Source organism: Pseudomonas sp. G11-1, assembly GCF_024031555.1.
GTDB classification, from domain to species: domain Bacteria; phylum Pseudomonadota; class Gammaproteobacteria; order Pseudomonadales; family Pseudomonadaceae; genus Halopseudomonas; species Halopseudomonas bauzanensis.
Genome location: NZ_QEYQ01000001.1, coordinates 1066793 through 1090464 on the forward strand (window position 1 = coordinate 1066793; position 23672 = coordinate 1090464).

General features: G+C 61.5%; 20 protein-coding genes. 9 read left to right on the top strand and 11 right to left on the bottom strand.

The features are described from left to right. Positions 1-6 precede the first annotated feature (6 nt). Genes DHB74_RS04945 through DHB74_RS04955 form a run of 3 tightly spaced genes read right to left on the bottom strand, consistent with a single transcriptional unit; the run spans position 7 to position 2724 of the window. Positions 7-759, bottom strand: a complete 753-nt coding sequence (locus DHB74_RS04945) for a maleate cis-trans isomerase family protein (protein ID WP_499160899.1) — start codon at positions 757-759, stop codon at positions 7-9. Then, on the bottom strand, positions 752-1585 hold the full coding sequence (locus DHB74_RS04950) for an alpha/beta fold hydrolase (protein ID WP_499160900.1): 834 nt from the start codon (positions 1583-1585) through the stop codon (positions 752-754). Before DHB74_RS04950 ends, DHB74_RS04945 begins: the two co-directional genes overlap by 8 nt. Continuing rightward, the gene (locus tag DHB74_RS04955; protein ID WP_499160901.1) at positions 1585-2724 is read right to left on the bottom strand and encodes an FAD-dependent monooxygenase; all 1140 of its coding nucleotides are present in this window, start codon (positions 2722-2724) and stop codon (positions 1585-1587) included. The genes DHB74_RS04950 and DHB74_RS04955 overlap by 1 nt, the downstream gene beginning before the upstream one ends. A gap of 257 nt (positions 2725-2981) precedes the next feature. On the opposite strand from DHB74_RS04955, the gene DHB74_RS04960 reads away from it, so the two are divergent. Next, the gene (locus DHB74_RS04960; protein ID WP_499160902.1) at positions 2982-4016 is read left to right on the top strand and encodes a 2,5-dihydroxypyridine 5,6-dioxygenase NicX family protein; all 1035 of its coding nucleotides are present in this window, start codon (positions 2982-2984) and stop codon (positions 4014-4016) included. A 100-nt stretch (positions 4017-4116) separates the two neighbouring features. Then, a complete protein-coding gene (locus tag DHB74_RS04965) occupies positions 4117-4584 on the top strand; it encodes a MarR family winged helix-turn-helix transcriptional regulator (protein ID WP_499160903.1) in 468 nt (155 codons plus the stop codon). Between the two features lie 6 nt (positions 4585-4590). Here DHB74_RS04965 and DHB74_RS04970 read toward each other — a convergent pair whose 3' ends face one another. From DHB74_RS04970 to DHB74_RS04985, 4 genes are all read right to left on the bottom strand, one after another. Continuing rightward, a complete protein-coding gene (locus DHB74_RS04970) occupies positions 4591-5478 on the bottom strand; it encodes a DMT family transporter (protein WP_499160904.1) in 888 nt (295 codons plus the stop codon). Positions 5479-5539: 61 nt separating this feature from the next. Then, the gene (locus tag DHB74_RS04975; RefSeq protein WP_499160905.1) at positions 5540-7051 is read right to left on the bottom strand and encodes a tripartite tricarboxylate transporter permease; all 1512 of its coding nucleotides are present in this window, start codon (positions 7049-7051) and stop codon (positions 5540-5542) included. 13 nt (positions 7052-7064) lie between these two features. After that, positions 7065-7592 carry a tripartite tricarboxylate transporter TctB family protein gene (locus DHB74_RS04980; protein ID WP_499160906.1) on the bottom strand — a complete coding sequence of 176 codons (528 nt, stop codon included), beginning with the start codon at positions 7590-7592 and terminating at the stop codon, positions 7065-7067. A 39-nt stretch (positions 7593-7631) separates the two neighbouring features. Further along, a complete protein-coding gene (locus tag DHB74_RS04985) occupies positions 7632-8603 on the bottom strand; it encodes a tripartite tricarboxylate transporter substrate binding protein (protein WP_499160907.1) in 972 nt (323 codons plus the stop codon). 501 nt (positions 8604-9104) lie between these two features. Between DHB74_RS04985 and DHB74_RS04990 the strand changes: the two genes are divergently transcribed. From DHB74_RS04990 to DHB74_RS05010, 5 genes are all read left to right on the top strand, one after another. Beyond that, the gene (locus tag DHB74_RS04990) at positions 9105-10133 is read left to right on the top strand and encodes an NAD(P)/FAD-dependent oxidoreductase (protein WP_499160908.1); all 1029 of its coding nucleotides are present in this window, start codon (positions 9105-9107) and stop codon (positions 10131-10133) included. After that, the gene (locus DHB74_RS04995; protein WP_499160909.1) at positions 10127-10447 is read left to right on the top strand and encodes a 2Fe-2S iron-sulfur cluster-binding protein; all 321 of its coding nucleotides are present in this window, start codon (positions 10127-10129) and stop codon (positions 10445-10447) included. The genes DHB74_RS04990 and DHB74_RS04995 overlap by 7 nt, the downstream gene beginning before the upstream one ends. A 16-nt stretch (positions 10448-10463) precedes the next feature. Next, entirely contained in the window at positions 10464-11492 is a 1029-nt protein-coding gene (locus DHB74_RS05000; RefSeq protein ID WP_499160910.1) for an aromatic ring-hydroxylating dioxygenase subunit alpha, read from the top strand. Positions 11493-11587: 95 nt separating this feature from the next. Further along, complete coding sequence (locus DHB74_RS05005) at positions 11588-12652, top strand: hypothetical protein (protein WP_499160911.1); 1065 nt, start codon at positions 11588-11590, stop codon at positions 12650-12652. Positions 12653-12727: 75 nt separating this feature from the next. After that, entirely contained in the window at positions 12728-14035 is a 1308-nt protein-coding gene (locus tag DHB74_RS05010; RefSeq protein WP_499160912.1) for a porin, read from the top strand. Between the two features lie 59 nt (positions 14036-14094). On the opposite strand, the gene DHB74_RS05015 is transcribed toward DHB74_RS05010, so the two are convergent. Then, the gene (locus DHB74_RS05015; RefSeq protein ID WP_499160913.1) at positions 14095-15885 is read right to left on the bottom strand and encodes an acyl-CoA dehydrogenase C-terminal domain-containing protein; all 1791 of its coding nucleotides are present in this window, start codon (positions 15883-15885) and stop codon (positions 14095-14097) included. 170 nt (positions 15886-16055) lie between these two features. On the opposite strand from DHB74_RS05015, the gene selO reads away from it, so the two are divergent. Then, on the top strand, positions 16056-17489 hold the full coding sequence (gene selO, locus DHB74_RS05020; RefSeq protein ID WP_499160914.1) for a protein adenylyltransferase SelO: 1434 nt from the start codon (positions 16056-16058) through the stop codon (positions 17487-17489). A gap of 139 nt (positions 17490-17628) precedes the next feature. Further along, positions 17629-19431 carry a sodium:proton antiporter gene (locus tag DHB74_RS05025; protein WP_499161030.1) on the top strand — a complete coding sequence of 601 codons (1803 nt, stop codon included), beginning with the start codon at positions 17629-17631 and terminating at the stop codon, positions 19429-19431. A 50-nt stretch (positions 19432-19481) separates the two neighbouring features. Here DHB74_RS05025 and DHB74_RS05030 read toward each other — a convergent pair whose 3' ends face one another. The 3 genes from DHB74_RS05030 to DHB74_RS05040 form a co-directional block, all read right to left on the bottom strand. Continuing rightward, the gene (locus DHB74_RS05030) at positions 19482-20756 is read right to left on the bottom strand and encodes a bifunctional O-acetylhomoserine aminocarboxypropyltransferase/cysteine synthase (RefSeq protein ID WP_036989118.1); all 1275 of its coding nucleotides are present in this window, start codon (positions 20754-20756) and stop codon (positions 19482-19484) included. Positions 20757-20786: 30 nt separating this feature from the next. Beyond that, on the bottom strand, positions 20787-21863 hold the full coding sequence (gene hemE / locus DHB74_RS05035) for a uroporphyrinogen decarboxylase (RefSeq protein WP_499160915.1): 1077 nt from the start codon (positions 21861-21863) through the stop codon (positions 20787-20789). A gap of 350 nt (positions 21864-22213) precedes the next feature. Continuing rightward, positions 22214-23632: an FAD-dependent oxidoreductase gene (locus DHB74_RS05040; protein ID WP_036989117.1), complete on the bottom strand. Its 1419-nt coding sequence runs from the start codon at positions 23630-23632 to the stop codon at positions 22214-22216. Positions 23633-23672: the final 40 nt, after the last annotated feature.

Here is a 23672-nt window from a genome sequence, read left to right on the forward strand (position 1 = left end):
CTCAGATCAGTAGGCACCCGAGAGCAGCGCCCCGGCACCCGGAACCACCGGCTCAAGATCCAGGGTCTTCAGCATGGCGTAGGTGGTCGCGATGGCGGCCGTGATGACGGGTTTGCCGGTCATGGCTTCAACCGTTGCCACGGCGGGCAAGGATGGCATCTGTACGCACGCCGACAGCACGATCACGTCCACGTCGGTCAGGTCCAGTTCACTGACAATCGCCGGCAGGCGTGCCGGATCATGGCGTCCGACCTCGAGGTTGTCGGAAATCTCCAGCGCCTTCCAGGTAACCACGTCGAAGCCCTCATTGCGGATGTAGTTCACCACCAGCTCGGTGAGTGGCTTCATATAGGGTGCCACGACGGCAATGCGCTTGGCGCCCATGACCTTCAGGCCTTCAACAAGGGCGCCGGCGCTGGTGATGACCGGCGCGTCGGACTGGTTGGACGCGGTCAGCTGGCGCAGGTTGCGCTCCGACTCTCGGTGGTAGCCCAGGCCGGTCGCCATGATGGCTACCAGGCAGGCGTAGCCCAGCACATCCACGCGGGCGTCGGACAGCTCCAGGGCGCAGCGCCCGGACTCGGCGTCCATCGCGGCCAGCTCTTCCTTGCGGACGTGCTTCATGCGCATACGGCTGGAGTGGAAGGTGAAGCGCTCGGGGCGAACCATCTGCCGGGCCATGAGCATGGCGGGAATCTCCGTTTCCATGGTGGTGTTGGAGCTGGGCACAATCTGGCCGATACGGAAGTTCTTACTCATTGCAGTCACCCTCAGTGAAATCAAAATCGATGTCGTAAAACGTGCCAACCGCCGCCAGGAAGCCCGGCAGATCGTCCCAGGGAATCATGTGCCCGGCCTGGGTCACGGTTGCCACCTCAAGTCCGGGAGCCAACGCCTGGATTTCGGCGATATCTGCCGGCTCGATGACACCGCCCCGGCCGGCCACCATCAGCAGCGCGCGGGCCTTGATCGAGGCGAAGCAGGGATGGATATCCACCTCGTGGAATTCATTGAATGCCTGGACTACCGCCTGCTCATCACAGGTGTGCAGCCACTCGGCACGCAGTGCGAGCTGCTCTTCGGTCCAGGTGGGACAGAATGCGCGCATCGCCTCGGCGTCCATGCCCTCGCGCGCCTGCCTGATCGAGTCGACATACCAGGGCAACTGGCTGGGATACGGCCGCCGGCCGGGCCCGGACACCGGCGGATCGATCAGGCACAGCGACTTCAGGCGGTCCGCCAGGCCCAACTGGTTGGCCCGCAGCGCAAAGCGCGCGCCCATGGAATGGCCCATCAGGTGAAACTCGCCAAGGCCAAGGGCGTCTGCCAGGGCAATCACATCCGCGGCACAGCGATCCGTCGAATAGTCCAGGTCCGCCCCGGAGGAGGACAGCCCGCGACCGCGGATATCCACCACGTAGGTATCAAAATGCTGCCCGAGATACTGCGCCACGAAGCCCCAGGTGATGGCCGGGCTGGTGATACCCGGCAGCAGGATCAGCGGCTCGCCCTTGCCGCCGTAACGCAGGTAATGCTGGCGCGTGCCGCCGGCCTGCACCTGCGCGCCATACAGGAAGGTATCCATTACGCCTTACCTCCTGACAGGGGCGCATTGAGGATGTCATAGCCGAACAGCCAGGCCGGATCTTCCTGGGTGCGCAGCCAGGTATTGGCATTGGAAATGGCCTGGACTTTGGATGCCCGGTCCTTGCGGTTGTGTTCGTACAGCTGGAAGGCCGTGGCGTAGTCACTGATGCCGGTTTCGCCCAGGCAGCGGGTCAGCATCACCGCGTCCTCAATGGCCATGCACGCGCCCTGGGCCATGTGCGGCTTCATCGGGTGGCAGGCGTCGCCCAACAGCACCATACGCCCCCGACTCCACAAGGGCAGCGGGTTGCGATTGCGGAACGGCCATTTGGTGATGGTTTCGGAGCATTCGATCAGGGTTTGGACGGTCTCATGGTAGCCCTCGAAGGCCTCAAACATCTCGTCCTTGCAGCTGGCGGTGAAGGCACCCTCGAAATCCGGCTCCGGGTGCGGTACACCCGTCACGTAGTAGTACTCGTCCTGCTTGGCGCTGGTGAAGTACACCATCATGTGGCGGTCTTCAGACCACCATTTCACGCACTTTTCGAAATCCAGGTTGTACTTGCGCAGCTGCTCGCCCCGGATCAGCGCCCGGTGGCCTACCCAACCGCTGTATTTCGGAGGCTCGGCGCCCAGCAGCGCCTCGCGGATGCGGGAATTGATGCCGTCGGCGCCAATGACGATCGAGGCGGTTTCCTGGGTGCCGTCAGCGAAGGTCATGAGCACATCGTCGCCGCGGTCTTCTACCTGCTTGAGGCATTTGTTGAACTGCACGGTACCGGGCTTGAGCAGCTTCAACTGCAATGCATGCAGGTCGCCGCGGTGCACGGTGATGTAGGGCGCACCGTACTCCTTGACCGCAAACTCCCCCAGCTTGATGCGCGAGAGATATTCGCCGGTGTAGCCGTCACGACTGAACCAATGGTCCGGGTGCGAAGCGATGTCGGCCACCGTCTGCTCCATACCCAAATGGCGGAAGATCCGCATGACGTTGGGCCCGATATGGATGCCCGCACCCAGGCGGGTAAACTCCGGAGCCTGTTCATACACCACACATTCTTGGCCGGCCTTCTGCAGCAGGCCGGCCATCGCCGCGCCACCCAACCCACCACCGATAATCGCAATCTTGTCTTTCATGGGAACGCTCCTTGGGGATCACTGTTACACGATTACAGTGTATGCACTTTTTATTCCAAGATTTACGCACGAACCCATACGGACCGAAAAATTCCTTCGCCCATTACAAATAATGGCCTTTCAACTATAAGCGCAGCATGGCAAGGCAATTGCTTACTAATAAATGTCGACCAATACCAACGAAATTAAAGTCTACACGCTTTATTTCTGCACAAAACACGGTATTGCCGCACCAATTTGAAGCAAAGGAGCCCGTGATGCCGATTAACGAATATGAATTTACCGCGAAGTTCGAACAGGTCCTGAGCCTGTCCAAAGTCGATGCCACCCAGAGCGTGGCCGTTCTCAAGAGCCACTACTCGAACCCGCTCACGGTGAAAGCCGCAACCAATGCCGCGCTGCGTCTCGGCGCCAAGGTCTACATCGTCGAGCTGCCCTCGTTCAATCACCCTCAGGCCATGGGCATTGACATGACGGCCTATTGCGGGGACACCGCTCTGACGGGCAATCTTGCAGCCCAGCGAGCTCTTGAGGCCGCCGATCTGATCGTCGATACCATGATGCTGCTGCACTCCCCGGAACAGGAGCAGATTCTCAAGACCGGCACGCGCATTCTGCTCGCGGTCGAGCCGCCGGAAGTACTGGCGCGCATGCTGCCGACCCTGCAGGACCGGAACCGTGTCCAGGCGGCCGCCGCTCGCCTGTCCCGCGCCAGTACCATTGAGGTGAAGTCCGCGGCCGGCAGCGACTTCCGCGCTGCGCTGGGCCAGTATCCGGTGGTCTCCGAATACGGCTTCGCGGATGAACCGGGGCGGTGGGACCACTGGCCGAGCGGCTTCGTCTTCAGCTGGCCGGACGAATGCTCCGCCGAGGGCGTGCTGGTGCTGGATATCGGCGACATCCTGCTGCCCTTCAAGAACTATTGCCGGGAGCGGATCACCCTGGAGATCAGGGAGGGGTTCATCACCGGCATCCATGGCGGCTTCGAGGCGGAATACCTGCGGGACTACATGCGTTATTTCAATGATCCGGAAGTCTATGGTATATCCCATATCGGCTGGGGCCTGCAGCCTCGCGCGCAGTGGACAGCCATGGGCCTGTATGACAAGAATGACGGCATGTGCATGGACGCCAGAGCATTCGAGGGAAACTTCCTGTTTTCCACGGGCCCAAACACTGAAGTAGGCGGCTCCCGTAAAACCCCGTGTCACATGGATATTCCATTGCGCCACTGTGATGTCCTGCTGGACGGCGAAGCCGTGGTCAGTCAGGGTCGGGTGCTGGACAACTGATCAGCCAGGGCGTTGCCTGCGCACCGCAGGTAACGCCGACTGGAAAGACCTAACTCAGCGTTCACAAGACAGACAGCGCTTTGCCGCCAAGGAGAAATAGGTGACCTCTCAACACCATGACCAGGATCAGGATTCAGCTACCCCCGATTACGACTTCACCCAGCAGATAGGCTATCTCCTGCGCCGCGCCTATCAGCGTCATACCGAAATCTTTCTGCAGAATTCCCCCGATGCACAGCTCACCAGCACCCAGTTCGTGACGCTCTGTGCCCTGCATGATCGCGGGCCCAGCTCACAGACCGAACTGATCAAGGCGACGGCGATAGACCAGGGCACCATTCGCGGTCTGATCAAGCGGCTCAGCGAACGAGGCCTGATTGCCGTGCGCGCAGCGGAGGATGACAAGCGCAAGGTCATACTTCACCTCACCGTGCAGGGTCGTGAGGTTTATCAGCAGATGGTGCCTGCCGCACTGCGTATCACCGAGCTGACCTCACGCAACCTCAACCAGGCTGAACGCCTGGCCCTTTTCTTCCTGCTGGAAAAGATGCTCAATGGTGAAGAGTGAGCCCGATTACCTTCTGGTGGCGAGCAGAATGCCCAGAAAGGCCAACCCGCCACCGACCAGGTGATACCAATACAGCTGCTCGTCCAGCATCAGAATGCCGAACACCGCAGTGAACACCGGAATCAGATAGGTAAACAGGGAGGCCGTTGCGGCCCCGACAACCTTGATGCCGTTGGTCCAGGCCAGATGCGCCAGCAGTGATGACGCAACGGCGGTATAAGCCACCGCCCCTGCCACCTCCCAGCCCACCGCAACCCCACCCACGGCGGCCAGCTCCCAGAGATAGAACGGCAGCAGCAACGGCACGCCACACAGCACCAGCGCCGCCAGCTGCACATATCCCGGACCCGGCAGCGGCCATTTCTGCAGCAGTACGGAGTATCCACCCCAGGACAAGACCGCCAGCAGCACCAGCAGATCGCCTCGATTGAATGCCAGAGCGATCAACTGGGCGGGTGAGCCGCTGCTCAGGATCATGATCAGCCCGACAAAGGACAGCGCCGCGCCCAGCAGCATCCGCCGTCCCGGCCACTGACGCAGGAAAACCAGCATCGCGATAAACACCGCGACCGGCAGGCTGGTGTTGATCAGGCTGATATTGATGGCCGTTGTGCTCCTGGCCGCCACATAGAGCAATGTGTTGAAGGCGGTGATCCCCATGGCGGACAACACCAGCAACCGCCAGCGCGACTGCCAGAGCGCAGCGCGGTGACGCCACAAACCGGGAGCCGCGACCGGCACCACCAGCGCCAGCACCAGGGCCCAGCGCCAGAAAGCAAGGCTCACCGGGGGCATGATACCGACGACGCCCCGGGCCACCAGGGTATTGCCGCTCCAGGCCAGGGCGCAGAACAGCAGCCCGGCCATGGCCAGCACTCGCGGCGAGACCCTCATACCCCACCCATACCGAGCGGGGCGATGATGCTGCCGTGGTCCGCCGGATAACGATCCGGACTCATTCGACGGCTCCTGCCAGCCGCGGCTGCCGGAGTCGCCGGGCCAGTTTCGTCAGCAGGGGCAACAGGAGCACCAACGCAGTGATCAGCAGGATGCTCAGGGACAGCGGCCGCTCCACAAAAATGCTCCAGGAGCCGCGACTGAGCAGCAGTGCCCGCCCCAGGTTCTCCTCCAGGATCGGTCCCAGGATCAGCCCGAACGCCAGCGGCGCAGCCGGCAGACGCAGTAGGTGCAGGACGTAGCCGACGCAACCGAAGAAGATCATCACGTAGATGTCCGAGACGTTGTTACGGATGGCGAAGGCGCCCACTACGCAGAGCACGGCGATGGCAATCAGCAGGATGCGCGGGGGGATACCCATCAACCGCACCACGACCCGCGCCAGCAACAGACCAATGATCAGGGTGGCGATCACGCCGACGAACAGTGACGCATAGACACTGGCAAAGAATCCGGGATTGTCGACATACAGCAGCGGACCGGGACGCAGCCCATGCATCAGCAGCGCGCCCATCAGAACCGCGGTGACGGTGTCACCCGGAATGCCCAGGGTCATCATCGGCACCAGGGAGCCACCGACACTGGAACTGTTGGCGGCCTCGGGCGCAGTGATGCCTCTGGGATCGCCCTGGCCAAAGGCAGACGGATCCTTGGCCAGGCGCACTTCCTGCGCATAGGCGACCGACACCGCTATAGCAGAGCCCACCGCCGGCACACAGCCAATGATCGCGCCGGTAATGGAGCCTCGGACCATGCTGGCCCAACGGCTGAATACCGCCGACAGCTTCAGGGCCGCGTTACCGATCGCCGGTGGCCGAAAATGCGGATTGGAAGCCCCGGCCAGGTTCTTCAGCACCTCTGCCAGGCCAAAGATTCCCAGCATCATCGCGACAATGTCGACCCCGCCCTGCAGCGCCGGCACGCCATAATCGAACCGCGGAATATCGGTCATGGTGTCGAACCCCACCATGCCACACAGCAGGCCGATCAACCCGACCAGAATGCCGCGGATCGGCGATCCGCCGGAGGCAAACGCAAGCATGACCAGACCCAGGATGGCGATGGCCGCGAACTCGGCGCTGCGCATCAGGCTGGCCGCTGCGGCCATCAGCGGAGAGACCCCGATCAACAGCACAATGCCGAACAGACCACCCACAGTGGAGGCGTACAGCGCCCATTTGAGCGCCTGGCCGCCCTGCCCGCGCTGGGCCATGGGGTAACCATCCAGCTGGGTCACCATCGCTGCGGGCGTGCCCGGGATATTGATCAGGATGGCACTGACCGAGCCCCCGTATACGCTGGAGATAAACACCCCCAGCAGAAACAAGATGGCCATCTCCATCTCCATGCCGAAGGTAATGGGCAGCAGGACGGCGATGGCCATGGTTGTGCTGATACCCGGCACGGCACCGAGAATGACACCCAGTGCGACAGCCATCAGCACCAGCATCAGCGACTGGGGCGATCCCAGAATCGCGAGCAGTGCCGTCAGAAATTCGTTAATAACCATGATTTTTCACCCTCTAGGGCAATGGAACATTCACCAGCTCGACGAAGACGAGATACAGAAGACCGGCAATGGCAAAGGAACTCCCCACCGCCGTAAGCACGATTCCATAGGCCTCACGCACAATCCGGCGACTGAGCGTCAGGGTCCAGCAGCAGCAGAAAAACAGCGCCGAAAGGAAGAAACCCGCCACCTGCATGCTTCCCACCAGCGCAATCAGACTGACCAGCATGAGCAGGGCAAAGCCATGCTGCTCCCACGCTATGGCGCCGGCAACCGCCCTGCGCCGAAGGATTCGCCATCCACCCTTCACGGCCATCACCAGCCCGCCCAGCGTGAGGACGACGAGCCCCCAGAAAGGCAGCAGGCCAGGGCCAGAGACAAACCAGTTACGCTGCACCTGCATCAGCTGTTCGTTACCGGTCAGCCCGTACCAGCCCACGGCCGCCCACAGCAGGAAAAATGCCCCTGCACCCAGATCCACCCACCCCGGAGCCTGTTCGGCTTGTTCAGTGCCTGCGCCGCTCGCTACATCTACTTTCATGGGCACGTCAGGGGGAATATCCCCCTGCTCCTGTGTTCGTTACTTGACCAGCGACTTGTGGACCATCCCTTCTTCCAGGAGCATCGGATAGATCTTCGCGTCCTGTTCTGCCAGTACGGCCGCAGCGCGCGCCTGGCCGCCCGGTTGCACCTCGATGCCAATCGTGGCCGCACGCTCGCGCAGCGCCGGCGCATCCATCGCCTTGAGGAAGGCGTCCTCAAGCTTCGCACGCGCCTCCGCCGGCACGCCCTTGGGCATGAAGAAGACGAAATAGTCGCCAATCACCAGGTCGTGACCCAGCTCACGGAAGGTCGGAACGTCCGGCAGCATGAAGTTGCGCTCTTCGCCCATTACGCCCAGGACCTTGACGGTACCTGCCTGGTAATGCTGGACGATCTGCGGGATCGGCATGGCTGCCGAGGCAATTTCGCCGGATACCAGCGCCGCGGTATTGGGCGCATGGCCAGCATAGGGAACCCGCGTCAGCTCGATGCCAAAGTGCTTCTCCAGCAAGGTCGTATAAACGAAGGTATTGCCACCCAGCGCGTCGTTGCCATGCACGATGGAGCCCGGCTCCCGACGCAGCTGCTCGACATACTGCTCGAGGGTATCGATACCCGCATCAGCGCGCACTTGCAGGGAGCCGGGCTCAAACGCCAGGAATGCCAGCGGGTCGAACTTGTCCAGTGACGGCGCATTGGGGTTCATATAGCTCTGCACCAGCGCATGCATGCCCATCAGCCCCACCGTATAGCCGTCAGGCTTGGCACTGGCGACGTGACGCATACCGTTGGAGCCCGCGGCACCGGTGACGTTATTCACCATGATCGGCTGGCCCAGATGATCGGCTGCGTGCTCTGCCACCAGCCGTGCCGCAATGTCATGACCGCCACCGGCAGGCCATACCACCACCAGCGAAACGGCCTTGTCTGGATAGTTATCGTTCGCCAGCACCTCACCAGTACATGCAAACAGCACCGAAAGGCCCAACATCAATCGTTTGAATCCCATAACCCTCTCCTGTGTACCCGCAGAACAACTCTGCACAGGTACCCCACAGCAAAGCGCATGCCAGCCTGGCAGAACGGTCTGAGAGCGATTCACCGTGCAGGGCCGAAACGGCCTCCTCCAAGCCATAAAAACGCACCCACATATATAGAGTGATAACTTGAAATATGCAGCGCAGCCGCGTTTAAACGTGCCACAGCCGCAAAACAGCCCGCTCCAGCACAGCACCCTCTCGAGCCAGCCACAACTACCTATATATGTGGTTTACGTCCTCAAAACAGTAACCAGACCGCCCGCCTCCCACGCCAATAGCTGCGCAATTGGGGAGCACAAGAGCAGTGAGAAAGCACCAAATTAGAGCCAATTTATAGAGTAGTAACTTAAAAATTGCGTGGCGTGGCGCGCCAACCAAGGGTTCGCCACGAGCGCAGAAGTTGGCACGCTTTCTGAATAGGAGGGACATGACGCAACGGCTCACGAGCCGGATTATCGAGGGCGGGAGCAATGGCAGTTATTCATACAGATGCAGTAGTAATCGGAGCGGGTCCGTGCGGGCTGTTCGCCGTGTTCGAGCTGGGCATGCTCAATGCCCAATGCCATGTCATAGACATTCTGGATAAACCTGGCGGCCAGTGTGCCGAGCTCTATCCGGACAAACCCATTTACGACATTCCAGCTATTCCGTCACTGACAGGGCAGCAGCTCACCGCGAACCTGCTCGAGCAGATCGCCCCGTTCGACCCGGTGTTTCGCCTGAACTGCCGAGCCGAATCGCTCGAGGCCCTGGAAGACGGTTCCTGGAAACTCACTACCCACACTGGCGATGAGTTCGTCACCCGGGCGGTGGTCATCGCCGCCGGAGCCGGTTCGTTCACCCCGCGCCGGTTGCCGTTTGCTGAAGCCAGAGGCTACGAGAATGGCAAAGGCCTGTCCTACGCCGTACGCGATGCCGACCAACTGGCGGGTAAGCGGGTAGTCATCGCCGGCGGCGGCGATTCGGCCGTGGACTGGGCCATTGTCCTGGCCGGTCGGGCCGCCAGCATCACCCTGGTTCATCGACGCAACGAATTTCGCGCCGCACCGGGCACGCTCGCCAAACTGCAGACCCTGATTGCCGACGGCACCATCGACTTTCAGGTCGGCGCCATCAGCGCCCTGCATGGCCAGGAACATCTTGAGCAGGTTGAGCTGAAGTCCGCCGACGGCTCCAGGCAGTTGCCCTGTGATGAGCTGCTGGCGTTCTACGGCCTGGTCGCCAGCCTGGATGAAATCAACAGCTTCGGTCTGACCATGCAGAACGGCCAGATCGCGGTCGATACCGCCACCTTTGAAACCAATCTTCCCGGCGTCTACGCCATCGGCGACATCGCCGTTTACCCGGGCAAGCTCAAGCTGATCCTGTCCGGGTTCCACGAAGCCGCGTTGATGGCACATCACGCCATCAAGCAGATCCGGCCGGACGCCCGCAACACCTTTCAACACAGCACCACGGCCATGCAAGTGCGCCTGAGCAAGGAGAAAACAGCATGCTGATCAACGTCGTTGACCACCAGGGGCAAGCGCACCAGATAGACACCCAGGGCAGCACCGCCAGCAACCTGATGGAGCTGATTGCCGATGCCGATATCGGCATTCGTGCCGATTGCGGCGGCGGCTGTGTCTGCGCCACCTGCCACGTCTACATCGAAGAGGCCGCGCTGCCCCTGTTGCCCAAACCCGTGCCGGACGAGGAAGACACGCTGGACCTGGCGTACCACGTGCGGCCGAACTCACGGCTCGCCTGTCAGATTCAGGTGACCGACCTGCTGGCAAACATGCATGTCGTCATTGCCGCCGATTGGCAATGATGCATTGGAGAATATGATGACCGATTACATCCGCAACACCTGGTATCCCCTGACATGGTCGCGCAATCTGGATAACCAGATCAGCAAGCACCGGGTCATTGAACAGGACATCGTGGCCTACCGCGACAGCAAGGGTCAGATCGTGGCCCTTGAGGACATGTGCCCACACCGGATGGCGCCGCTGTCCATCGGCACCCTGCAGGGGGACGCCATTCAGTGTGGTTACCACGGTCTGCAGTTCAACTGCAGCGGTAAATGCGTGCACATCCCCGGGCAGGACCGGATACCCGAGAGCATCCGCGTCAAGGCCTATCCCACTGTGGAGAACATGGGCATGGTCTGGATCTGGATGGGCAACCCGGCCGATGCCGACCCGGCCAGCGTGTACGACCTGGCCGAATGTCACGACGAAAACTACAGCGTGCTGGAGGGCGATGCCCTGCCGCTGCGGGCTAACTACCTGAACCTGGCGGATAACCTGTGCGATCCATCCCACGTGGCCTTCGTGCATACCACCACGCTGTCCGCCCCCGGCCATGGTGATGTACCTGTCCACCACGAGGTCAGCGGTGATCGGGTGACGACCTGGCGCTGGATCATGGATTCACCACTGATCCCCATCTTCCAGGGGCTGAAGGACTATGCGGGCAACGTGGACCGCTGGCATTACTACCACTATTACGCGCCCTGCATCGCGGTGATCGACTTCGGTTCGGCGCCCGCCGGCACCGGTGCGGAACAGGGTGACCGGTCCGACTGCATCCAGATGTGGGCCTGCCACTTCATCACGCCGGTCGACCAGCAGACCTGCATCCAGCACTGGTTGCTGGTGAAGAACATCCCCTCGGACCCGGAAACCGATGCCCGTCTGCTGGAAGGCCTGCGCATTGCCTTCAACGAAGACAAGCAGGTGCTGGAGGCCATCCAGGCGAATGAGAACCGCCATCCGGACTTCCGCAAGATCCGGCTGGCGATTGATGCCTCGACACTGAAGATGCGCCGGATCGTCGATCAGCGCATCGCCGCGGAAGCCGCCGCAACCTGAGACAGCGGCCGCAAGGCCGCACCCCTTTAATCCGAGCAAAGCCGAGCGTCCAGAAACGCTCGGGTGAGCTTCTCTGTGCCGAGAAAAGGTGACCTGTGACAGAACACTCCAACCTGCTGATCGGCTGTAATGGCCGCGGTGTACAGGATTCCGGACTGGACAACCCGGTGTCCCTCGAAGAACCCAGCATCGAAGAACAATTCCGCCTGGTAAGCCGCAGTGGCGCATTCGACTTCTTCGATCGTCTGCCCCTGGCCGGTCAGGAGGATGAATTCCTCGCCTTGATGGACAAGTACCAGCTGCCGGTCCATACCACCAGCTGGCTGTATCAGCTGGGCACCAACGATGATCAGTTGGCCCGCAATCTCAAGGCCAGCGCGGCGGTGGGCGCCAAACTGCACAACATGATGGTGTATGCGCCGCATGCTGATGGCCACATGCTCAGTGATCAGGAAGTCGTGGATGCCTACCTGTGGGCCTACGACCTGGGCATGACCTACGGCGTTGAACCCTGCTTCGAGACCCATGTGAACATGTGGTCGGAAGACCCCCGCCGTATCACGCCGGTGGCCGAGGCGGTGAGGCGCCGCGGCATACCCTTCAACCTGACGCTGGATTACAGCCACGTCATCTTCAAGATGGGCAACCCCCAGGAGCTGGAACTGGCCGGCATCCGCGAGGATGTCGAGGCAGGCCGACTCATTATCGACCCCTTCGAGGCCGGCAACCTGGTCGACGAGTGGCTTGAACAGAACATGGTGCGCTGGTTCCAGGTTCGCAGCGTGGCACCCAACGGGCCGCGCAATACCTGGGCGCGGTATGTCGCCGGCCAATCCGCCGCCGCGCTGACCATGTACAACAGCATGCCCATGGCGGAGGGAGATCCCGGCCGGGGCATTCTCTACCCCTTCACCCGCCCGGCTGAAGGCGAGTGGCACTCCCCTTGGCACGCCTATCTGCTGGAGCCCACCCGTGAAGTGGTGTGCAAGATGTTGCGCTACCACCACGGCAACCCGGACTCCCGCCTGCAGTACATCACCACCGAGATGATCACGCTGCAGGACTACGCCCTCAATGCGCGCTTTTCCCTGCTCGGTCAGAACGAAGCGATCGCCCGCTTCATTCGCAGCACCTGGGAGGAGCTGACCGCCACGTCGTGACCGACAGGTTCTTTTATCCCAACACCAAATGCCGTTTCTGCCACATCAAAAAAATCAGTTGAAGGATACATTGATATGAAAACCAGACTCACGTCACTTGCCAGCGCCATTCTCGCCGCCAGCCTGTTTTCCCACGCTGCCCAGGCGGCCACGCCAGCCATTTCCGAGGAGCAGCTCGGGGCGCTCCTGCAGCGGATCGAAGCGCTTGAAAATCAGCTCAGGGAACAGCAGCAGGTAGCGGCCACCCCCGCCGCAGCCGAACCCGAAGCCAGGCCAGCCCGTCACCTGCTGACGGCGGAAAATGGCGTCATCCAGGTCACGCCCAACACCACCGTCAAGTTCGGCGGTTACCTCCAGGCCGACCTGATGTATGACCTGCGGTACAAGAACGGCGAGCACTTCAATGCCAGCAACACCCCGGACAGCTCCGTGGAAGACCAGTCACATACCTTCATGCAGGCCCGTCAGAGCCGGCTGAGCATGGCGACCAGTACCGATGTGGGGACCGGCACCCCATTGCAGACCTATTTCGAAATCGACTTCATGGGCAGCCAGGGCAACGAGGTCATGGGCAACTCGCACAACCCGCGCCTGCGCAACGGCTATGTACGCTATGGCCGCTTCATGGCGGGTCAGGACTGGAGTAACTTCCAGGACTACGTCGGCCTGCCGACACTGCTGGATGTGTCCAGCCCGGCGGGCCGGGTCTTCGTTCGGCAAACCCAGCTCAGGGTCAACCTCGGTCAGTTCGCGCTGTCCCTCGAGAACCCTGAAACCCAGCCGGTACTCGGCGCAACCAACCAGGCCGAGAGTCTGGGCGGGATCGGCCGCGACCGGATGCCTGATCTCATCGCCGCATGGCGTGGCGGCCGGGGCGGCGCGGCCGGCAGCTATCACGTTGCAGGCCTGTTGCGCCAGCTGAGCGTCGACGGCACCGTCAATGGCGTTGACTACGATGAGAGCAAGACGGGATGGGGTCTGAACGTCGCCGGCATGTGGGCGTTGAACCGTACCACGCTGAAGGCCAACGCGGCCTATGGCGACGGTATCGGCCGCTACATCAATAACGGCTGGGCGAATGACATGCGCCTGAACGCCGACGGCAGCGTGGACACCATCACCAGCTGGGGTGCGTCGGTCGCACTGGAGCAGCGCTGGACGCCGCAGACGGCCTCTACCTTCTCGGTGGGGTATTTCGAAAACGAGGATGACCTGGGGGCCTTCGGCACCGAGAGTGTCAGCACCTACCGCATGAACTACCGCTGGTACCCGCTGGATACCGTCATGCTCGGTGGCGAGCTGATGTACGCCACCCGCGACTTTGTGGATGGACGCGACGGCGACAATACCCGCCTGCAGTTCTCCGTACGCAAGAGCTTCTGACAGGGCCCGCAGCCCGGAGAAACGCAGCCCCGCCAGGCGGGGCTGCGTTGTATCACCGCTTAGAAGAACTCAGCGGATAGCGCCATCAGCGAGTCCGCACCCGCATCCAGCGCCTCGACATGGGCCTGGGCACGCGGCAGCAGGCGCTTGAAGTAGAACGCCTGGGTAGCCAGCTTGGCCTGATAGAACCCGGCGTCATCCGTGCCAGCGTCCAGTTTCTGCTGGGCGACCACGGCCATCTTCAGCCAGAAGAAGGCATGGATTACATAGCCGGAGAACATCAGGAAGTCCGTGGCCGCAGCGCCAACCTCTTCCTTGTTCTGCATCGACTTGACCGCGACCTTCTGGGTCAGTTCGCCCCACTGGGCATTCAGTGCGGTGAGCTTGTTGAAGTACTCACCCAGTTGCGCATGACCCTCGTTGGCCTGGCAGAACAGGTGCACTTCCTTGGAGAAGGCACGCAGCAGTTTGCCCTGGCTCATCAGCACCTTGCGGCCGAGCAGGTCCAGCGCCTGGATGCCATTGGTGCCTTCGTAGATCGGTGCGATGCGGCAGTCGCGAACCTGCTGCTCCTGCCCCCACTCACGGATATAACCGTGGCCACCGAATACCTGCATGCCCAGCAGGGTCACTTCCAAGCCGGTATCGGTCATGAAGGCCTTGCAGATGGGCGTCAGGAACGCGAGCTGGTCTTCGGCGTTGGCGCGTACGGCCTCGTCCTGTGAGTAATGTGCGTTGTCCAGCAGCTGGGCAGTGTAATAAGCCAGCGCGCGATTGCCCTCGTTGAAGGCTTTCATGGTCAGCAACATGCGGCGCACGTCGGGGTGCACGATGATCGGATCGGCTGGCTTTTCCGGTTCGGCCGGGCCGGACAGCGAGCGCATCTGCAGGCGATCCTTGGCGTAGGCGACGGCATTCTGGTAGGACACTTCGCCGTGGCAGAGACCCTGCATGCCGGTACCCAGGCGGGCGCCGTTCATCATTGTGAACATGCAGTTCAGGCCCTTGTTGACCTCACCGATCAGAAAGCCGGTGGCGCCGTCGAAGTTCATCACGCAGGTGGCCGAGGCCTTGATACCCATCTTGTGTTCGATGGAGCCGCAGACTACGCCGTTGCGCTCGCCCTTCTCGCCATTGGCGTCAGGCAGGAACTTGGGCACGATGAACAGCGAGATACCCTTGGTGCCGGCGGGTGCATCGGGCAGCTTGGCCAACACCAGGTGGACGATGTTCTCGGCCATGTCGTGCTCGCCGGAGGAGATGAAGATCTTGGTGCCGGTGACCGAGTAGCTACCATCGGCCTGGGGCACCGCGCGGGTCTTGATCAGGCCCAGGTCGGTGCCGCAGTGGGGCTCGGTCAGGCACATGGTGCCGGTCCAGTGGCCGGGCACCAGTTTGTTCAGGTACAGCTCTTTCTGCTCCTGGCTGCCATGGGCGCGGATGGCCGAGGCGCAGCCGTGGGTCAGGCCGGGGTACATGTTCCAGGCGTAGTTGGCGGCGGCGGTCATTTCGTTAACCACCAGCCCCAGCGAAGCCGGCAGGCCCTGGCCGCCGAACTCCACCGGGCCGCTCATCGCTGCCCAACCGTTGTCGACGTACTGCTGGTAGGCTTCCTTGAACCCCTTGGGCGTGGTGACGACGCCATTCTCGAAATGACAGCCTTCCTCGTCCCCGGTGCGGTTCAGCGGGGCCAGGACTTCGCTGGCGAATTTGGCGCTTTCCTCGAGCACCGCGTCCACCAGATCGGGCGTGGCGTCGGTCAAGCCATGGGTCTGGTAACCAGCAGCGAAATCGAATACTTCATCCATGACAAAGCGCATGTCGCGCAAGGGAGCGTTGTAGCTGGGCATTGGTTTCTCCGGAGATGGCGCAGCGGGTAGGCTGTTTATTATTCATACAATCGTTTGACATTAATGCCCCGCTGACCGGACGGTCAACGGAAACGGTTCACCATTACATCGCTTGATACAGGAGCATAAGGCAGGCAGCATGGAAATCTTTCCATCTCGATGGTGTGCTTATGACCACGCTGGCCGACCTGCAATTCGACAACCGCTTCGCCCTCCTCGGTGACACTTTCTCCAGCAAGGTGGTCCCCGAGCCACTGAGCAATCCGCAACTGGTGGTCAGCAGCGTCGATGCCATGGAGCTGATCGACCTGGATGCCAGCGAGGCGGACTCTGTTCTATTCACCGAGCTGTTTTCCGGGGCCAAACTGTGGAGTGCGTCGGAGCCACGGGCCATGGTCTATTCCGGCCACCAGTTCGGCGTGTACAACCCGCAGTTGGGGGATGGTCGTGGCTTGTTGCTCGGCGAGGTGGTCAATGGCCGCGGTGAGCATTGGGATCTGCATTTAAAGGGTGCCGGCAGCACACCCTATTCGCGGATGGGTGACGGGCGCGCGGTGTTGCGTTCGTCGATCCGCGAATTCCTTGCCTCCGAGGCGCTGCCGGCGCTGGGTATTCCCAGCAGCCGAGCGCTGTGCGTCACCGTGGGTGACGATCCGGTCTATCGTGAGCGCCAGGAGCGCGGTGCCATGCTGCTGCGCCTGGCGCCGTCACACATCCGCTTCGGGCATTTCGAGTTCTTCTACTACACCCGGCAGCATGACGCACTGCGCCAGCTCATCGACTTCACCCTGCAGACCTGCTATCCAGCGTCCCAGCAAGCCACCGACCCGGTACTGGACATGTTCAATCAGGTTCTGCAGCGCACCATGGACATGGTCGCCCGCTGGCAGGCTTATGGTTTCTGTCATGGCGTGATGAACACCGACAATATGTCGATTCTCGGCATCACATTCGATTTTGGCCCCTACGCCTTCCTTGACGAGTATGACGCTGGCCATATCTGCAACCATTCCGATCACGAGGGTCGTTATGCCTTCAATCGGCAGCCGGCCATTGCCCACTGGAACCTGGCCTGTCTGGCCCAGGCGTTGACACCCTATATCGAAGTCGAGGCGCTGAAAGCAGTGTTGGCGACAGCAATGCCGCGTTACCAAGCAGAATATCTGCGCCTGATGCGCGCGCGCCTGGGCTGGGCTGGCGAGCAACCGGGGGATGAGGAACTGCTGCAGCATCTGCTGCAGCAAATGCAGACCAGCGCCAGTGACTACCACACCACCCTGCGGCTGCTGGCCGAGGATGATGCCAGCGCACGGGATCAATTCATCGATCGGGAAACCTTCGACCACTGGCTGGTGCAACACCATGCACGGCAGGCCAAAGACCCTAGCGCTATGGCCGGCCGGCTGGAGTGTAACCCGGTGTATGTGCTGCGCAATTATCTGGCCCAGCAGGCCATTGCGGCAGCCGAGCAGGATGACTTCAGCGAAGTGCGCCGGCTGCATCAGATTCTGCGCCAGCCGTTTGTTCGGCAACCGGGACAGGACGCCTACGCCGCGCCACCGCCAGATTGGGGTCGGCGGTTGGAAATCAGCTGTTCGTCCTGATTTCAGATATTGCCTTTCGGCTCCACTTATAACTTTAGTGAATAACAAAATCATTACCAGGTCTTGGACAGACTAAGCACCGGCAATTAGGGTAGCGACTCTGTCTGGTTCCGGTTGCGGGACCGATACCTCACACGAGATTCTGGTACCGATGAACTGGGATACCCTGGCCCCGCTTGGTGTGGCCGCCCTGCTGTGCTGGGTGATGTACGCCTTTGTCCGCGAGAAGCTCAGCCCCGACGTGGTGGTCGGTGTTGCCGTCGCGATCCTGCTGGCCACTACCCTGCTGACGCCGCAAGATGTGCTCGGCGTGCTGTCCAATAGCGCCCCGGTCACCATCGCCTGCATGTTCGTGCTGTCTGCCGCGCTCGAACGCACCGGCTGCGTGGACAAGCTCGGCAGTGTGCTTGCCCGGGTCGGCGGCACCAGCCCAACGCGCATGCTGTTCGCCCTGCTGGTCACCGCCATGCTGTTGTCGACCTTCATCAACAATACGCCGGTGGTGGCGATTCTCACGCCGGTGGCGGTCACCCTCGCCGCCCGGGTTGGCAGCAAGGCATCGAAGGTTCTGATTCCACTGTCCTATGCCACTATTCTCGGCGGCACCATGACCATGATCGGTACCTCCACCAACATACTGGTCGACGGGGTAGCCCGACAGGAGGGGCTGGCGCCGTTCGGTATGTTCGAGATCACCCTGGCGGGTGCGATCATGTCAGCCATCGGCCTGGCCTTCATCATGTTGTTCGGCAACCGTCTGCTGCCAGACCGCGACAGCCTGTCGGACCGCCTGCGGCCAACTCGCAGCCGCACCTTCATGACCGAACTGCTGGTGCCCCAGGACTCACCCGTGATCAACCAGACCATCGCCGAAGCCCAGCTCAATGGCGATAGCGGCATTCAGGTCTTGAAGCTGTTTCGCGGTGACGACGAGCTGACCACCCCGCTCAACACCACCATGCTCAATGCTGGCGACCGCTTGATACTGCATGCCAATGTGCGCGACTTCGTCGAGCTGCGGCACAATGGCGTACTGGAATTCAACCGCGACCAGAGTTTCGAAACCATCTCCACTCGCGATGTGGTACTGGCCGAGGCCGTGGTGGCGCGCAGCTCACGCTACATCAACCGGCCCATGCGCGACCTCAACCTGACTGCCCGTTACGGGATCCACGTACTGGCCGTGCATCGGCAGGACGAACACATCCAGGACAACCTCGACGACTTCGAGTTGCAGTTCGGTGATGTGATGCTGGTCGAAGGCTCGCCGGCGCAGATCCGCAAATTCGCCGATAACGGCGATCTGATCAGCCTGAATACCGTGCAAGAACGCGCCTATCGCCGCAACAAGGCCCCAATTGCCATTGTCGCCATGCTGTCGGTAATGGTGCTGGCAGCGCTGGGGGTGATGTCGATCGAAGGACTGGCGATCATAGCTGCCGCCGTGGTGGTCGCCACCGGCTGCCTGGAAGTCGAGGATGCCTACAAGTCCATCGACTGGAAGATCCTGGCGCTGATCTTCGGCATGCTGGCGATCAGTATCGCCATGGACAAGGTCGGGCTGGTGGACGGCATCGTCGGTCAGGTGATGACCCTGTCGCCGCTGCTCGGTCCGCTGTTCATGCTGTCTTTCATCTATCTGCTGACCTCGATTCTCACCGAGATTGTCAGCAACAATGCGGTGGGCGTGCTGCTGACACCCATCGCCATTGGCGTGGCTTACCAGTTGGGCGCTGATCCGCGCCCGTTCGTGGTGGCGGTGATGCTCGCCGCCAGTGCCAGCTTCGCCACGCCGATCGGCTACCAGACCAACACCTTCGTCTACAGCGCCGGCGGTTACCGGTTCATGGACTTCGTGCGGATCGGCCTGCCACTGAACCTGATCATGTGGGCCGCGGCGACGCTGGTAATCCCGCTGATCTGGCCATTGTTTCCGGCCTGACAGAAACATAAAAGGCGGCCAAGGCCGCCTTTTGTGTTTTCAGCACTGACTCATTTTGCCGCTTCGAGCGCCTGCGCCAGGTCCGCAAGAATATCGTCGATATGCTCGATACCGATCGACAGACGAATCAGGTCTCGCGGTACTCCCGCTTTCTCCAGTTCCTCGTCGTCCAGCTGGCGGTGCGTGGTCGAGGCTGGATGGCAGGCCAATGACTTGGCGTCACCGATATTCACCAGCCGCAGTACCAACTCCAGCGCATCGATGAAACGCGCACCGGCTTCCTGGCCACCCTTGATCCCGAAGGACAGGATCGCCGCCGGCTGACCGCCCATGTAGCGCTGGGCCAGATCGTGTTCAGGATTATCCTTGAGCCCCGCATATTTCACCCAGGCTACCTGCGGATGCTGCTGCAGGTATTCGGCCACCTTCTGCGCGTTCTCGCAGTGACGCTCCATGCGCAGGCTCAAGGTTTCCAGACCCTGCAGGATCAGAAAGGTATTGAACGGCGACAACGCCGCGCCCATGTTGCGCAGCGGCACCACCCGGCAACGACCGATAAAGGCCGCCGGACCGAAGGCTTCGGTGTAAACCACGCCGTGGTAGGAAGGATCAGGCGTATTCAGAAGCGGGAAACGCTCCTTGTTATCCGCCCAGGGAAACTTGCCCGAATCCACCACCATGCCGCCCAGGCTATTGCCATGGCCGCCGATATACTTGGTCAGCGCATGCACAATGATATCGGCGCCATGCTCGAAGGGCCGGCACAACACCGGCGTGGCTACCGTGTTATCCACGATCAGCGGTACGCCATGCCGGTGCGCCGCGTCGGCCAGCGCCTGCAGGTCGACGATATTGCCCGCGGGATTGCCGATAGACTCGCAGAACACCGCCTTGGTGTTCTCGTCGATCAACGCTTCCATCGCGGCGATATCGTTATGCGCGGCAAAACGCACCTCGATGCCCTGACGCGGCAAGGTGTGGGCAAACAGGTTATAGGTGCCGCCGTACAGCTTGGCGGTGGAAACAATATTGTCGCCCACCCCGGCAATGGTCTGGATCGCATAGGTAATCGCGGCCATACCCGATGCCACCGCCAGGGCTCCTACGCCCCCTTCCAGCGCCGCGATCCGCTGCTCGAGTACATCGTTGGTCGGATTGGTGATCCGCGTGTAGATGTTACCGGGCACCTTCAGATCGAACAGGTCAGCGCCATGCTGGGTACTGTCGAAAGCGTAGGACGTGGTCTGGTAGATCGGCACCGCGACCGACTTGGTCGTCGGGTCGGGGCTGTAGCCGGCGTGTATTGCCAGAGTTTCGAGCTTCATTATTGTTTTCTCCCTATAACTGTTCAGTCGTCAGACCGCCTTCAGGTCATGGTACTTGGCCGACAACTCATGCACCGCCTCGATGAACACACCAGCGTGAGCCGGGTCCACTTCCGGGGTGATGCCGTGGCCTAGGTTGAATACATGGCCGGTGCCCTTGCCGTAGCTGGCGAGAATCCGCTCCACTTCATTGCGGATCGCCTGCGGGTTGGCATACAGCACGGTGGGGTCCATATTGCCCTGCAGCGCGACTTTGGCGCCGACCCGGGAACGGGCCACGCCGATATCCATGGTCCAGTCCAGACCAACACCATCAGCGCCACACTCGGCAATGCTTTCCAGCCACAGGCCGCCGTTCTTGGTGAATACGATCACCGGGACGCGGCGCCCGTCATGCTCACGAATCAGACCGCTGATGATCTTGCGCATATAGGCCAGGGAGAACGTTTGATAGGCATCGGCGGACAGATTGCCGCCCCAGGTGTCAAAGATCTGCACCGCTTGGGCGCCTGACTTGATCTGCTCGTTCAGGTAGCTGGTGACCGATTGCGCCAGCTTGTCCAGCAGCAGGTGCACCGCCTCGGGCTGGTCGTACATCAGCGCCTTGATCTTGCGGAAATCCTTGGAAGAGCCGCCTTCTACCATGTAGGTGGCGAGGGTCCAGGGACTGCCAGAGAAACCGATCAGCGGCACCCGGCCATTGAGCTCGCGGCGGATGGTGCTGACCGCATCCATGACGTAGCCCAGATCCTGGCGTGGATCGGGAATCGGCAGGGCTTCGATATCGGCGAGGGTGTCGATGCGCTTGCGAAAACGCGGGCCTTCGCCGGTCTCGAAGTGCAGGCCCAGACCCATGGCGTCGGGGATGGTCAGGATGTCGGAAAACAGGATGGCGGCGTCCAGCGGATAGCGTTCCAGCGGCTGCAGGGTCACTTCACAGGCCATCTCGGGATTCATGCACAAGCCCATGAAGTCACCGGCGCGGGCGCGGGAGGCGCGGTACTCGGGCAGGTAGCGGCCTGCCTGGCGCATCATCCATACCGGGGTTACATCAACAGGCTGGCGCAGCAGCGCACGCAGAAAACGGTCATTCTTCAATTCAGACATGAAATCGGTATCCAGTGGCGTAAATGCAGCCATTGTAACCGTTCTCGCGGGGAAGATAAGGGGCGGTGCGGCAAAGGGGCGCGGGGGGCTTCGTTTCGATGAGGTTATAAATATTGGATATGGTGCGGGGACTGCGGTTACCGGTCGGACCTGCTCGACACGCCGTGAATACGTCCCTGTAGGCTCGCGGTTGCCATCCCTGGCAACCGACGGTCGAGCTGGCCCGACCGGTAACCGCTGCCGTCATCTCCGTGCGAAGCGCAGAGCGTTGTCTGCGAAGGCAGGCCAGACCGTCAACCCAGACATCCACACCATCAAGTAACGCAAATCGCAAACGCCCCCAACCGGCATCAAACCTCGAGATAATCCAGAATCCCTTCAGCCGCCTGGCGTCCTTCCCAGATGGCGGTGACCACCAGATCCGAGCCGCGCACCATATCGCCGCCGGCAAACACCTTCGGGTTGCTGGTCTGGAATTTGTACTGGGCCTGCTCGGGGGCGATGACTCGGCCCTGATCGTCGGTCTGCACCTGCACCTCGGCAAACCAGGGTGCCGGGCTGGGGCGGAAGCCGAAGGCGATGATGACCGCATCGGCCGGCAGGATCTGCTCGGAACCGGGAATGGGTTCGGGACTGCGACGGCCGCGCTCATCCGGTGCGCCAAGGCGGGTTTCCACCACCTTCACGCCTTCGACCTTGCCATCGCCGACGATCGCGATCGGCTGGCGGTTGAACAGGAATTTCACCCCTTCATCCTTGGCGTTCTTCACTTCCTTGCGCGAGCCCGGCATGTTCTGCGCATCTCGGCGATAGGCACAGGTCACCGAACTGGCGCCCTGGCGAATCGAGGTGCGGTTGCAGTCCATTGCGGTGTCGCCGCCGCCCAGCACCACCACCCGCTTGCCGTGCATATCGACAAAATCGTCAGCCGACTTCTCGAAGCCCAGATTGCGATTGACGTTGGCCACCAGGAAATCCAGTGCGTCATGCACACCCGGCAGGTCCTCACCGGGGAAGCCGCCTTTCATGTAGGTGTAGGTGCCCATACCCATGAATACCGCATCGTATTCACTCAGCAACTGGTCGATGGTCACGTCTTTGCCGACTTCGGTATTCAGACGGAACTCGATACCCATGCCGGCGAACACCTCGCGGCGGCGCGACATCACGGTCTTTTCCAGCTTGAATTCGGGGATGCCGAAGGTCAGCAAGCCGCCTATTTCCGGGTTGCGGTCGAATACCACCGGGCTGACCCCAGCCCGCGCCAGCACGTCCGCGCAGCCGAGACCCGCCGGGCCCGCGCCGATGATCGCCACCCGCTTGCCGGTCGGCACCACCTGGGACATGTCCGGGCGCCAACCCATGGCGAAGGCAGTGTCGGTGATGTATTTCTCCACCGAGCCGATGGTCACCGCGCCGAACTCGTCATTCAGGGTGCAGGCACCTTCGCAGAGCCGGTCCTGCGGACAGACACGGCCACACACCTCCGGCAGGGTATTGGTCTGGTGCGAGAGCTCCGCCGCCTCGATGATGTTGCCCTCGGCTACCAGCTTCAACCAGTTCGGGATGAAGTTGTGGACCGGGCATTTCCATTCGCAGTAGGGGTTGCCGCACTCCAGGCAGCGATGTGATTGCTCCGCCGCCTCCTGCGGTTTGTACGCCTCGTTGATCTCGATAAAGCGCGTCTTGCGGTGGCGCAGCGGCCGCTTCTTCGGGTCCTTGCGGCCCACTTCGATGAACTGGAAGTCGTTATTCAGACGGTCTGCCATTGTTGCACCTCATTACTGCAGCGCCGTGGGTTTACCCGTC